The sequence below is a fragment of the Stenotrophomonas sp. As-7 genome, from assembly GCF_030291015.1.
In the GTDB taxonomy this organism is placed as follows: Bacteria; Pseudomonadota; Gammaproteobacteria; order Xanthomonadales; family Xanthomonadaceae; genus Stenotrophomonas; species Stenotrophomonas lactitubi.
Window position 1 is genome coordinate 888,487 of the sequence record NZ_CP127405.1, and the last position, 12,910, is coordinate 901,396.

Here is a 12,910-nt window from a genome sequence, read left to right on the forward strand (position 1 = left end):
TCAATGCAGGGGCGTCGCCAAGAGGCCCAAGGCACCAGGTTTTGATCCTGGCATTCGGAGGTTCGAATCCTCCCGCCCCTGCCAATGCGGCTGCGTCCGCGCCTTCCAGCGCATCACCTGCGCGGGACGTGGGAACAGCCGCGGTGTTGTCAGCAGCAGGGGCCGCAGTGGTCCTTGCCGCTACCGGATCCCCGCCACTCGTCCCCGCCCGAGACAATCATGATGCAAGAGTCCCCGAACCTGCTGGTCTTTTCCGGCAACGCCAACAAACGTCTGGCGCAGAACATCTGCAAGGAACTGGGAGTGCGCCCGGGCAAGGCGCTGGTCTCGCACTTCTCCGATGGCGAAGTGCAGGTGGAAATCGAAGAGAACGTCCGCAAGCAGGACGTGTTCGTGATCCAGCCGACCTCGGCGCCGAGCGCGGAAAACCTGATGGAACTGCTGGTGCTGATCGACGCGCTCAAGCGCGCATCGGTGGCCAGCGTGACCGCGGTGGTGCCGTACTTCGGGTACTCGCGCCAGGATCGCCGCATGCGTTCCTCGCGCGTGCCGATCACCGCCAAGCTGGCGGCGAAGATGTTCAGCACCGCCGGCGCTGATCGTGTGCTGACCGTCGACCTGCACGCCGACCAGATCCAGGGTTTCTTCGATATTCCGGTCGACAACGTGTATGCCTCTCCGCTGCTGCTGGCCGACATCTGGCGCGCCTACGGCACCGAGAACCTGATCGTGGTGTCGCCGGACGTGGGTGGCGTGGTCCGTGCCCGCGCAGTGGCCAAGCGCCTGGATGACGCCGACCTGGCGATCATCGACAAGCGGCGTCCGCGCGCCAACGTCTCCACCGTGATGAACATCATCGGTGACGTCGAAGGCAAGACCTGCGTGATGGTCGATGACATCGTCGATACCGCCGGCACCCTGTGCGCCGCTGCTGCTGCCCTGAAGGCGCGCGGTGCGCTCAAGGTCGCCGCCTACTGCACCCACGCGGTGCTGTCGGGCCCGGCGGTGGACAACATCACCAATTCCCAGCTCGATGAGCTGGTGGTGACCGACACCATCCCGCTGAAGGACGCCGCGCGGGTGTGCAGCAAGATCCGCCAGCTGAGCGTGGCGGAAATGCTGGCCGAAACGATGCGCCGCATCGCCTTCGGTGAGTCGGTCAGCTCGCTGTACGTCGATTGATTTTTTCGTCCCCGCCGGCAACGGCAGGGACACACTGGGCACTTCTGGTCGCGGAAGTGCCTTCAACCGCCAAGCCGCAAGGCAAGGCAACAACCGAGTAGTCGAAAATGTCGAAGACCCATGAAATCAAGGTCACCAAGCGTGAACTGCAGCGTAAGGGTGCGAGCCGCCGCCTGCGTACCGCTGGTGTGATCCCGGCGATCGTGTACGGCGGCAACGCCGAACCGGTCGCCATCAGCCTGGACCACAACGAAATCTGGCTGGCCCAGCAGAACGAGTGGTTCTATGCCTCGATCCTGGACCTGAACCTGGACGGCCAGGTGCAGAAGGTGCTGCTGCGTGACATGCAGCGCCATCCGTTCAAGCAGCTGATCATGCACCTGGACTTCCTGCGCGTGAACGAGAACGAGAAGCTGACCGCTTCGGTTCCGCTGCACTTCATCAACGAAGACACCTCGCCGGCTGGCAAGGCTGCCGACGTCGTGGTCGCCCACGAACTGAAGGAAGTGGCCATCAGCTGCCTGCCGAAGGACCTGCCGGAGTCGATCGAAGTCGACCTGGGCGAGCTGAAGGCTGGCGACGTTGTGTACCTGTCGGACATCAAGCTGCCGAAGGGCGTGGAAATCCCGGCGCTGGCGCTGGGCAAGGACCACGACGACGCCATCGTCACTGCCAAGCACGGCAAGCAGGACGCTGCCGACGCTGAAGAAGCAGCGGCCGAGTAATACCCCGCGGCGCCTGTCCTTCGGGGCAGGCGCCGTATCTGGATGGAACGATGGCAGGATTGCGACTGATCGTCGGTCTGGGCAACCCCGGATCGGAGCACGCCCGGACCCGGCACAATGCCGGGTTTCATTTCGTTGAGGCCCTGGCCGAAAAAGCCGGTGCACGATGGAACGTGGACAGCAAGTTGTTTGGCGAGACCGCCAAGGTCGACATTGCCGGACAGACGGTGTGGCTGCTCAAGCCCGCCACCTTCATGAACCTCAGCGGCAAGTCGGTCACCGCCGCGCAGCGGTTCTGGAAGATCGAGCCGGAGGAGACCCTGCTGGCCCACGACGAACTGGACCTGGCGCCCGGCGTGGCGCGGCTGAAGTTCGACGGTGGCCACGGTGGACAGAACGGCCTGCGTGACACCATCCGGTTGCTCGGCCACGGCAAGTTCCATCGCCTCCGCGTGGGCATCGGTCATCCCGGCCACAAGGATCGCGTGGTGGGCTGGGTGCTGGGACGCCCCTCCAAGGACGATGAAGTACTGATTTCGCGCGCCATCGACGATGCGATCGACGTGCTGCCGTTGGCGGTGCAGGGCGATTTCAGCGAAGCGATGAAGCGGCTGCACACCCCGCGCTGATCATGACCGACCCGCGTACTCCCTGCACTGCGTGTGGCGCCATGATCCTGCTGGCGACGGCGGCCCGGAACGACGGGCTCTGCATGCCATGCCGGAATGGCACGCGACAAAGCATGGAAATGGCGAAGACGCGAGATCGGGAAATTCGGGAAGAGCGCAAGCGGTTCGAGGAATCTGCAGAGGGGCGGCATTGGCATTGGTTGGTCGAACAGGTCCACGGGAGCGGTTGTGGATTTGCTGGATTGTCAGTGCACGATCAGTGTTTCTTTGCGATCAACGCGCTCATCAATGATGTCTACCGTGGAGGGCTTGATGCCTATTTCCATAATTCTGCTGGCGGCTACATTGCTGAAGCGCTTGCAGGGCTTGAGGAGATACAGCAGCTTGACGTGCGCGACATCGTGCTGGCGGCCCAGCAGCTACTGTTTGGCAATGAGGCCATGGCAGATCATCATGCGCAGAGGCGCCTGCAGATCTATCGTACTGACGGGTATCTCAGCGATGAAGTTGAAACAGCACTTGATGCGCTGGATGGGCGATTCTATGCACTGGTCGATGGCGGCCAGCTTGAAGAACTGCTGAAAGCGTACGCAGAACGTCACAGGTTGTACGCCGCGTTCTAACGCGGGCTACTGGAAGGACGATTGGGGATTGAGGGCATGCCTGCGGGCGAGCCTTGAATCCCGAATCATCCACTTACACTCAAACCCGGATTCAACCCATGGGTATCAAATGCGGCATCGTCGGCCTGCCCAACGTCGGCAAGTCGACCCTGTTCAACGCGCTGACCAAGGCGGGCATCGCCGCGGCGAACTTCCCGTTCTGCACCATCGAACCGAACGTCGGCATCGTGCCGGTGCCGGATCCGCGTCTGAACGAACTGGCAGCGATCATCAACCCGCAGAAGGTCATCCCGACTGCGGTCGAGTTCGTCGACATTGCCGGCCTGGTGGCCGGTGCCGCCAGCGGCGAAGGCCTGGGCAACAAGTTCCTCGCCCACATCCGCGAAGTGGATGCGATCACCCACGTGGTGCGCTGCTTCGAGAACGCTGACGTCATCCACGTCAACAACAAGGTCGACCCGATCTCGGACATCGACACCATCGATACCGAACTGGCCCTGGCCGACCTGGACAGCGTCGAGAAGGCACTGAACCGCGCCGAGCGTGCGGCCAAGGGCGGCGACAAGGACGCAGCGGCACGCAAGCCGGTGCTGGCCAAGCTGCAGGCCGCGCTGGCCGACGGCAAGGCCGGTCGTTCGGCAGGTCTGGACGAGGAAGAGAAGGCGCTGGTGCGCGATCTGTTCCTGCTGACCCTGAAGCCGGTGATGTACATCGCCAACGTGCTGGAAGACGGTTTCGAGAACAATCCGCACCTGGATGCCGTGCGCGCCCGTGCTGCCGAAGAAGGCGCACAGGTGGTGCCGGTGTCGGCAGCGATCGAAGAAGAACTGTCGCAGCTGGACGACGAAGACCGCGATACGTTCCTGGCCGACCTCGGCCTGACCGAGCCGGGCCTGAACCGCGTGATCAACGCGGCGTACAGCCTGCTCGGCCTGCAGACCTACTTCACCGCTGGCGTGAAGGAAGTCCGCGCGTGGACCGTGCGCAAGGGCGCCACCGCGCCGCAGGCTGCCGCAGTCATCCATACCGACTTCGAGAAGGGCTTCATCCGCGCCGAAACCATCGCGTATGACGACTTCATCAAGTACAAGGGTGAAGCTGGCGCCAAGGAAGCCGGTCGCCTGCGCCTGGAAGGCAAGGAGTACCGCGTGCAGGAAGGCGACATCCTGCATTTCCGCTTCAACGTCTGATCGACCGCGCGTCGTGATGTCCAACAAGGCCCCGCAGTGCGGGGCCTTGTTGTTTCCGGGGTTGCGCGGCATCCTGCGCGGCGAATCGAGCGACCAGGGAAGGTTTAGCCATGACGCCCCCACAATCCGACATGCCGCGCCCCGGCGGTGCTGCCCGGCTGCTGCTTGGCCTGCTCCTGCTGCTGGCCGTGGTCGTGTGTGCTGTCATCACGCTGGGCGCGGTGGCTATGGCCTTCTCGCTGCAGGACCGCGAACATGTGCAGGGCGCCGTGCACCTGCTGATGGGCGATGCGCCGTCCTGGCGTGGTGGACTGACCTTCGTCTGGCAGCGACTGACGTCTACGTTGTCGGGGCCGGCCGGCGTGATGCTGATGATCGCCGCAGTGGCAACCTGGGGTGCGACATCGGCCGCCATCGCCTGCGCCCGGCTGGCCAACGCCACGGCGCCCGTCCTGCGCACCGCTGGCAGCCGGCTGCAACGCGTGGGCGTGTGGGTGCTGCGTGCGGCGTTGCTGATCTTCGCCTTGCCGCTGCTCTACAGCGGCCTGCGTTCCGCAGTGGAAGTGCTGCGGGGCTGGAGCCGGATGCGCGCGATGGGCATCGACGGCTCAGCTGTCGCCCGGCACATCGCCAACGGCGGAACGGACTTCCATATCGCGCTCTCCTGCCTGCTTGGTGCTGCGCTGCTGGGGGTGTTGCTGCTGCTGACGCTGCGCTGGCGTGCCCCTGGACAAAAAATCATCATGCATTGAAGCGCTTGCAGTGCGGGGCTCGCAGCCACTTGTCCACACCAAACCCCCATCGCTTTCCACGCGCGGTGTGGAAAACCACGGGTAGCCCGCCTGGTGGGTGCCAACCTTGGTTGGCACAGCACGGCATGGACAAATTTTCACCACACCTTGGAACGCCTGCGCCGCAACGCTCGCACCTACTTGTCCACACCAAGTTCCCATCGCTTTCCACGTGCCGTGTGGAAAACAAACGTCGGCCTGGACAAAAAATCACCACGCCTGCAAACGCTTGTGCGGCAGTGCTCGCGCCCACTTGTCCACATCCAGCCCCCACCGATTTCCACGCGCGGTGTGGAAAACAACGAGGGGTCCGACGATGCATCGTCGGACCCCTCGCTTGGCTCGCCCGTGGCAGGTCTTACCAGCGGTAGGAGACGCCCAGCTGACCGCTGGTATCGCGGAAGCCCATGCCACCGGTCTGCCGGCTGATCTCGCCCCAGCCGCGCCAGCCACCCGACAGATTCACCTGCACGCCAGCCTTGGCTTCGTAGATGTCACGCGGCAACTGCCGGCGCAGGCGTTCGCCGTCCACGGCGATGGCCGCGTCGTTGCCACCGGACCACCAGTTCACCGCGACGAACGGCTGTACCTGCCCCTGGCGCTGCGTCAGCGAACGGGTGTACAGGCGCAGGCCCACACGCGTGGTGGTGCTGTCCTTGTCGTAACCTTCAACCACCGTGCCGTTGGCCTCGACCACGCGGTCGGCGTCGTAGCGGCTGTGGATCACCTGCAGCTGTGGCTCCAGGTAGACACCGCGCTGCGCCGTGCGCTGCACGGGCAGCACATAGCCAGCCTCGGCCGAACCGGTCCAGCTGTGCGAGCGATAGCGCTCCTTCTGCAGCCCTTCGCCCTGCACGCTGTTGCGGAACCGCCCGTATTGCAGCCAACCGTCCACATACGCGCCGTGGTCCATCCGTGCGTCCTGCAGCCAGGTGGCATACAGGCCCAGGCTGGTGCCGTTGACCACACCGCGCGCGGTGTAGCCGGTCACCTGCGATCGACTGTCGTTGCGTGCCCGGCCCTGGCCGGCCATCACACCTGCCTGCAGCTGGCCACCCGCATTGGCTTCGAAGCGACGACCGACACCCAGCAGCACGCTGTTCAGTTCGCTGTCCACATCCACCTGGCGGCCGCGGCTGCCGGGCTGGCTGCTGCGCACCTGTGCCCAGGCAACGGCGTCACTGCCGCCGTCGGCTGTATCGGCAGGATCGCCACTGCGGTCGTACAGGCTGTGCCGGAACATGCCCAGCGCACTGCTCTGGTTGGCCATGTACACCGCTGGCTCCGGGCGCTCCACGCGCGGCGGCGCTGGCGGCAGCGGCGGGTCGACCGGCGGCACCACCGGCGGATCGATCGGCGGAGCAGGGGGATCAATCGGCGGAGTCGGCGGATCAATCGGCGGCTCCGGCGGATCGGGCGGTTCCGGCGGATCGACCGGCGGTACGTATTCCGAGCGCAGGTACCAGTTGCCGTCGTCCGGGGTGGCGACGCCACCCTTGTACAGGAAGTAGTCGTAAGCGCCGGCCACCGCGCGTCCCTGCAGCGAGAACTGCGCATCGGACTGGCCAGCCACGCTGATCAGGCGGATGCCTTCGCTGGTCAGGGCACCGGCGCCCCCCGCGTTGCGCACGCTGACGGAGGCCGTGCCACTGCTGTTGCCCTGGATCACCAGCTGGTCACCCCGCGAAGCATCGTCGCCCAGCGCGCGGTTGAACAGCCAATGGCCACCGTTGCCGACATAGTCGCCGGTGACGGTCAGGGTCTTGAAGTCGTCGGTGGTGGGTGCGACGAAGGCGATGGTGCCGGCATGGTCCAGGGAGCCGACGCTGGAAGTGTCACGTACGTTCCACTGGCTGCTGCCATCCATCGCCAGCTGTGCGACCTGGTAGCCCGAGTCGTTGCGCAGTGCACCGTTGAACACGGTGCCGTTGCGCAGCGTCATCTGCACGTTGGCGGTGGCGCTGTCGACCACGACATCGCCGGTCAGGCGGCTGTTGTCGGCAGTGAAAACAATGTCCGCGGTGGCGACCGAGCTTCCATCGGTGAACACCGTGTCGCTCACCCGTAGCAGGCGGCCACCGTCGAGGCTGTCCTGCTGGCGCGCGACGACATCGGTGTTGTTGAGCGTCAGCTCGTGGTTGCTGCCCTGCAGCCACAGCGCGGGACCGTCCTGGGTCTGCAGGGTGCTGTTGTTGAACACCAGACGGTCCCAGTACGGCCCGAACACCGTGATGTAGGAGCGATAGGCACCCGAGTTCGTCCCTTGTGCATGGATGCTCAGGTTGTCGGCGGTGAGCTTGGCGGTGTTCATCTGCACGATGCCGAACGAGGAGGCACCCCGCGTGGTGATCGAGCCTCCGTCCAGCTGCGCATCGGCCGTGCTGCCACCGAGGAAGACGCCGCCGCCGCCGGTGCCGTAGGTGGTGATGTCCAGATCCTTGGCACGGATGCGCGAATAGGGCGTCGGTGGATTGCTGCCCGAGGCGCGCAGGCCGTAGACCCCGTCGCCGTGGGTGTCGATGCTGCCGCCGGTGATCGTGGCGGTACCGCCCCAGACGTCCACGCCGTGGCCGTAGCCGTTGTCGCCGTAGGTGCTGAGCGTGGTATCGGTGAGGTCGGCCAGCGAGTCCGCGCCGGACAGCCAGATGCCGGAATAACCATCGCGCACGGTGAAGTGGGCGCCGTTGGCGGTCAGCTTCGCCCAGCTGTTGACGTTGACGCCATAGCCGCCGACGGTCTCGAAGCGGCCGCCGGTGATATCGGCGGTGGAGTATACGCGGTTGATTCTGTTGCCGAGCAGGCGGATGCTGCTGCCGCTGCTGCTGGCACTGCCGCCCACGATCTGCAGCGTGCCACCGTTGTCGATATCGAAGTAGCCGTTGACCACGTCCACGTCGCGCAGCGACAGCACGCTGCCGCTGCCATCGGAGGACAATCGGCCGCTGTAGCCGTTGCTGGCGTCGGCGAAGGTCATCTTCAGCGATTCCAGCGACAGCAGCGCGCCACCCTCGGCGTACACCGCGCTGTTGGCACCGCCATTGATCTCCGTACCGGCCACGTGCAGCTCGCTGCCGCGCCCAGTGGAATACAGCGCGTGCCCGCCGCTGCTGATACTGCCACCGTTCAACCACACCTTGCCACCGCCGGTGGCATTGACCGTGCCGTAGCCGGAGCCGTTGCGATAGGCATTGATGACCAGGTTGTTGGCCCGGATCACACTGCCCGCACCGCTGGCGTTCAGCGCATAGCCGACGGTGGTGCTGCCATCGCCGACCTGCAGGATGCCGCCCTCGATCAGGACGCTGCCGCCGGCGCTGGCAAGGATGCCGCTGCCGCCTCCGTTGCTGGAGATCCAGCTGCCATTGACGGTAATGGTGCTGCCGACACCATTGGCCTCTAGGGCGTAGCCACCAGCACTGTGTGACAGGGTGTCGTCGGCGCCCAGCTGCAGGCTGCCGCCATCGGTAACCTTCAACGGCCCCTGCAGTTCGGCCGCGTGCACGGGCAGGGCGGCCCACAGCGCGCTGGCCAGCAGGCTGGGAATCAAGGGGAAGCGCGAAGCGCGCGCGCAGGCGGACGCACGGCGGCGCCGTGGGGGAGAGGCGTTCATGCTGGTGGATTCCTGTGGCAGGGCGCAGCGCGGCTGCGCGATCTGGCGCGGCAGGGCCGCGTCGCTGTGGAAACCGGGTGCGATGGCCACTGCAGGCGCCATCCGGTTTCGCTCCCGCCGGCAACGCGATGACGAGAGGAAATCGTCACCGTGGCGGGATGCATCCAGACTAGAAATCAGCCCTGTCCGATGGAATCAGGCGTTTCCTAAAGCACGTCGTGCCCTGCACAGGGGCGGGGCACGGTTCAGCGATGTGGAGGCCTCAGCCGAACATCGACGACTGCAGGCAGTACTCGATCAGCGCCTGGTCGCTGTCCACGCCCAGCTTGCGCATCGCGTTGATTTTCTGCGTGCTGACCGTCTTCGCACTGCGCTGCAGCTGGCGGGCGATGTCGCCCACGCTCATGCCGCCGGTGAACAGACGGATGACTTCCAGTTCGCGCGGCGAAAGGCGCGCCAGCACCGCCTCGGCATCGGCCGGTTCTGCGGCCGCAACCGGCAGCAGGCCAGGTGGACGGTAGACGCGGTCGGCCAGCACCGTGCGCAGCGCCTGCACCAGGCTGCCCAGGCCGTGGCTCTTGAGCACCACGCCGCTGGCACCGGCTGCGTACATGGCCGCCACCAGTGAGGGATTGGAGACCATCGTCAACACAAGCAGACGCACATCGGGGAAGCTGCGGCGCAGGAACGAGATCAGCTTGATGCCATCGCCGAAGCTGTCACCCCCGGGCATGCTGTAGTCGGTGATCACCGCATGGGGCAGGGTGCTCGTCATCAGCTCGATCAAGGTCGCTGGATCGGCGGCCTCGCCGACCACGTCCAGGTCCAGTTCGCCGGCCAGCACATCGCGGATGCCGGCAAGCACGATCGGGTGGTCGTCAGCGATGAGGATGCGGGTGGTCATGGCGGTGTCGGCTTGCTGGGGGATGAGGGGGCGGCGACGTGCACCAACGGTTGCAGCAGCCGCTGCAGGCGCCGTTGGAAATGGTCGAGCGCCGTAGCGAGGGCAGGCAGCGCGTCGCCGTCGCCGATCTGCTGTTCGATCTGCTGGCCGTATGCCACCAGCGCCGGTGCGCCAACGATCACCAGTGCGCCGCGGATGCGGTGCAGTACCTGTGCCACGCGTTCGGGGGCGCCATCGTCGATCGCCCGCCGCAGGCTGTCCAGGTCGGCCTGCATGGTCTGCACGAACAACGCCTGCATTTTTTCCGGAACCTGCAGGGGAGCATCGGCTCGGTCGTCGATGGGTTCGCTGTGCGGCTGGGCTGCAACCTGGCTCAGCAGCCGCTGCAGTGCTGCCAGGGTGATCGGCTTGACCAGCACGCCCTGCATCCCCGCGTCATGGCAACGCTGCCGCTCCGCCGGGTCGGCGTTGGCGGTTGCGCCATGGATCGGTACGTCAACCCCACGCGCGCGCAGTGCACGGGCCAGACCGTAACCGTCCAGTCCCGGCATGTTGAGGTCGGTCAACACCAGGGCGAAGGGACGCTGTGGCCAATAGTGCAGGGCTTCATTGCCGTCACTGGCGACCACGGCGTGGCAGCCGAGCTGTTCCAGCTGGTCACGCAGGATCGCCTGGTTGATCGGGTTGTCTTCGGCGACAAGGACCTGCAGCCCGAAACTGCGTGGCGCCGGCAGACGTCCGTTGACCTCGGCGGGCAAGGTTCGCCCGCCTGCAGCCGCCAGCGCGAGCACGATCGCATCCAGACGATGCACGCCGACCTGCCAATGCCCCTGCACTCGTTGCGGCTGCATTCCGCCTTCGCGGCAGGCCACCACCTGCGGTCCAGTCCACGTGGGCGTACCCTCGTCCAGCACAAGGTCGAGCATCACCGTGCCGGGATCGACAAGCTCCGGCGCATCATCGCGATGCATGCTGGCCTGTGCGCCGCGCTGCTGCAAGCGCTCGCATATCGATTGTGCGAACTCGCGGACGCTGCCACGAACCTGCACCGGCAATGCTGCCGGCAATCGGGGTGAAGCCGCCTGCAGCGGATCGGGTGTTGCCTCGGGCAGCGGCAGTTCGACCGAGAAACTGCTGCCCAGGCCGCTTTCGCTGACCACCCGCAGGTGGCCTTCCATCATCGTGGTCAGATGCGCACAGATCGCCAGGCCCAATCCGGTGCCGCGCATGGCGTCGGTACCGGGGTTGGCCTGGAAGAAAGGTTCGAACAGATGTGCCTGGTGCTCGCTGGCAATGCCGATCCCGGTATCGGCTACCTGCCAGCGCAGCCAGCAGCGGTCGTCAATGCGCTGCGCACCCAGTCGTACCACGACCCGGCCGCTGTCGGTGAACTTCAGCGCGTTGCTGATCAGGTTGTTGAGGATCTGGCGGATGCGCGCGGCGTCACCGTTGACCGCAGCCGGTACGTCCGGATCGATGCAGGCGTAGAACTGCAGGCCCTTGTGTGCGGCGGCAGCGGCGTAGGAGTCCAGCGCGTCTTCGGTCAACCGCACCGGATCGAACGCGCCGGGTTCCAGGCTCAGCTGGTCGGCCTCGGCCTTGCTGACATCCAGGATGTCGCTGATCAGCTGCATCAACGTCGATGACGAACGCTGGATCGTGTCCAGGTAGTCCTGCTGGCGCGCATCCAGCGGGGTCAGGCCCAGCAGCTCCAGCGTGCCGAGCACGCCGTACAGCGGGGTGCGTATCTCATGGCTCATGGTGGCCAGGAACTGGCTCTTGGCCCGGTTCGCCTGGTCGGCCGCTCGCCGTGCCTGCTGCAGCACCTGCTCGGCCTCGTGCTGGCTGCTGAGGTCGATGAACAGGCACAGCACGGCGGGTTCGCCGCGATAGCGCGCGGGCGTCGCGGTGATCAGCAGATGGCGGTTGTCCGGCGTGGTGTAGGCCAGGCCATCGCCCGCCGTGGTGCCGCCAGCGGCGAGCACGATGCGTCGCCAGGGGCCGTGCCAGCCACCGTCGTCGTGGTCTTCCCCCAGCCACCGACGCGCCAGCGCGTTGTCCAGCAGCACACGGCCATCGGTACGGCGCAGCAGGCACAACCCGATCGGCGCGTTGTCGAGGATGGTGCGGCTGAAGGCCTCGCTTTCCAGCAATCGTGCATGGTTGCGGCGCAGTGGCTCGATCACCGAGCGCCGGTAGGCACGCAGGATCAGCATGCCACCGGTGGCCAGCAGCAGCGCCACCACCATGCTGCCCAGCAGCGGCCCGCGCGGGTGCTGGAACACCTGCTGCCAGCCCACGTGATACACCGCCAGCCAGCCCTGTTCGCTGCGCATGCGGAACAGCAGGCCGTCCAGGCCCGCGCGCCAGGATGTACCGGCGCGGCTGGCATCGCTGGCATCACCGAGCAGCAGGCGGCCGTTGCCATCGAACAGCGACATCCGTTCGAACACCGGCGTACCCATCACCTGGCGGTAGTCATCAACGCGGCCGGGATCCAGCAGGCAGGCCACTGCGGCCAGCGACTCGTCCTCGCTCTCGCCCCACAGGCGGGCATCCTGCGGTGCGTGCGCGATGGCAAGCAGCCGGGTCTGTCCCTCGCGCCAGGCCACCGGCGTCCACACCACGTTGCCGCGGCGCAGCGCCGGCCGTTCGCGCAGAACCTGGTGGATGGCGGTCAGTGCTGGTTGCAGGTGATGCGGGCTGCTCTGACCCGGGTCACCACGCACGGTCTGGATCGGTGCAAGCAGGCCACGGCGGCCCTGGCCATCGACCAGCAGGCACTGCGGCGGTGGAAACCGGGAGGCCGCCCAGAAAGCACCGTAGAAGCGCAGGAAGCGGTCGCCCAGTTCGGCCGTTGCCTGTGTCGGGGCGCCGCCGTCGCCACCGATCCGCGCGAAACTGGCGAACAACGGGCTGGGCTGTGCACTTGAGGCGGCGTCGTCCACGGCCTGCCCGCCATTACCCACGTCATGCAGGCGCCATTGCCGCAGGAAGCGTTCCTGTTCCTGCAGCGTGCCGTCCAGGCGACGGAAGTGATAGCGGATCTTGCTCTGTTCTTCGTTGAACAGCTGGCTGCCGGTGGACAGCAGCAGGCCGGCCTGCAGGGTGGCCAGCACCACCACGCCAATCAACAGCGCATGTACACGCAGGGAGCGGCGGGCGAGTCGGCGTACGGGAGCGGCCTCGGCCGGCATGGACAGGTCTCGGAGCAGTAGGCGGTCGATGGCGGCCCGAAGGGCCCAGGGCACGGCCG

The 12,910-nt window shown here is 66.1% G+C and carries 9 protein-coding genes and 1 tRNA gene; 7 read left to right on the forward strand and 3 right to left on the reverse strand.

The genetic code is table 11. The features are described from left to right. Positions 1-7 precede the first annotated feature (7 nt). The 7 genes from QP457_RS04035 to QP457_RS04065 all read left to right on the forward strand — a co-directional run bounded on the left by QP457_RS04035 (position 8) and on the right by QP457_RS04065 (position 5,101). Positions 8-84, forward strand: a tRNA-Gln gene (locus QP457_RS04035). Between the two features lie 138 nt (positions 85-222). Then, positions 223-1,182 carry a ribose-phosphate diphosphokinase gene (locus QP457_RS04040; protein ID WP_025879147.1) on the forward strand — a complete coding sequence of 320 codons (960 nt, stop codon included), beginning with the start codon at positions 223-225 and terminating at the stop codon, positions 1,180-1,182. 107 nt (positions 1,183-1,289) lie between these two features. After that, complete coding sequence (locus QP457_RS04045; RefSeq protein WP_089238965.1) at positions 1,290-1,907, forward strand: 50S ribosomal protein L25/general stress protein Ctc; 618 nt, start codon at positions 1,290-1,292, stop codon at positions 1,905-1,907. Positions 1,908-1,957: 50 nt separating this feature from the next. Beyond that, positions 1,958-2,536, forward strand: a complete 579-nt coding sequence (gene pth / locus QP457_RS04050; protein ID WP_176021684.1) for an aminoacyl-tRNA hydrolase — start codon at positions 1,958-1,960, stop codon at positions 2,534-2,536. A 41-nt stretch (positions 2,537-2,577) separates the two neighbouring features. Beyond that, positions 2,578-3,159 (forward strand): DUF4375 domain-containing protein, encoded by a 582-nt coding sequence (locus QP457_RS04055; RefSeq protein ID WP_240196452.1) that lies wholly within the window; start codon positions 2,578-2,580, stop codon positions 3,157-3,159. A gap of 98 nt (positions 3,160-3,257) precedes the next feature. Further along, positions 3,258-4,349: a redox-regulated ATPase YchF gene (gene ychF / locus QP457_RS04060; RefSeq protein ID WP_025879150.1), complete on the forward strand. Its 1,092-nt coding sequence runs from the start codon at positions 3,258-3,260 to the stop codon at positions 4,347-4,349. Between the two features lie 110 nt (positions 4,350-4,459). Further along, complete coding sequence (locus tag QP457_RS04065; RefSeq protein ID WP_205404583.1) at positions 4,460-5,101, forward strand: hypothetical protein; 642 nt, start codon at positions 4,460-4,462, stop codon at positions 5,099-5,101. A 397-nt stretch (positions 5,102-5,498) separates the two neighbouring features. Here QP457_RS04065 and QP457_RS04070 read toward each other — a convergent pair whose 3' ends face one another. The 3 genes from QP457_RS04070 to QP457_RS04080 form a co-directional block, all read right to left on the reverse strand. Continuing rightward, positions 5,499-8,840 carry an autotransporter outer membrane beta-barrel domain-containing protein gene (locus QP457_RS04070; protein ID WP_286041194.1) on the reverse strand — a complete coding sequence of 1,114 codons (3,342 nt, stop codon included), beginning with the start codon at positions 8,838-8,840 and terminating at the stop codon, positions 5,499-5,501. Between the two features lie 172 nt (positions 8,841-9,012). Continuing rightward, positions 9,013-9,654, reverse strand: coding sequence for a response regulator transcription factor (locus QP457_RS04075; RefSeq protein WP_205404585.1), 642 nt, complete (start codon positions 9,652-9,654; stop codon positions 9,013-9,015). Then, on the reverse strand, positions 9,651-12,851 hold the full coding sequence (locus QP457_RS04080) for a hybrid sensor histidine kinase/response regulator (RefSeq protein WP_205404586.1): 3,201 nt from the start codon (positions 12,849-12,851) through the stop codon (positions 9,651-9,653). The genes QP457_RS04075 and QP457_RS04080 overlap by 4 nt, the downstream gene beginning before the upstream one ends. Positions 12,852-12,910 lie beyond the last annotated feature (59 nt).

Bases quoted from the DNA above. Each gene is read 5' to 3' on its own strand.
- QP457_RS04080 (WP_205404586.1), bottom strand. From the start codon at position 12,851: ATGCCGGCCGAGGCCGCTCCCGTACGCCGACTCGCCCGCCGCTCCCTG.
- QP457_RS04075 (WP_205404585.1), bottom strand. From the start codon at position 9,654: ATGACCACCCGCATCCTCATCGCTGACGACCACCCGATCGTGCTTGCC.
- ychF (WP_025879150.1), top strand. From the start codon at position 3,258: ATGGGTATCAAATGCGGCATCGTCGGCCTGCCCAACGTCGGCAAGTCG.
- QP457_RS04040 (WP_025879147.1), top strand. From the start codon at position 223: ATGCAAGAGTCCCCGAACCTGCTGGTCTTTTCCGGCAACGCCAACAAA.
- QP457_RS04045 (WP_089238965.1), top strand. From the start codon at position 1,290: ATGTCGAAGACCCATGAAATCAAGGTCACCAAGCGTGAACTGCAGCGT.
- pth (WP_176021684.1), top strand. From the start codon at position 1,958: ATGGCAGGATTGCGACTGATCGTCGGTCTGGGCAACCCCGGATCGGAG.
- QP457_RS04065 (WP_205404583.1), top strand. From the start codon at position 4,460: ATGACGCCCCCACAATCCGACATGCCGCGCCCCGGCGGTGCTGCCCGG.
- QP457_RS04055 (WP_240196452.1), top strand. From the start codon at position 2,578: ATGATCCTGCTGGCGACGGCGGCCCGGAACGACGGGCTCTGCATGCCA.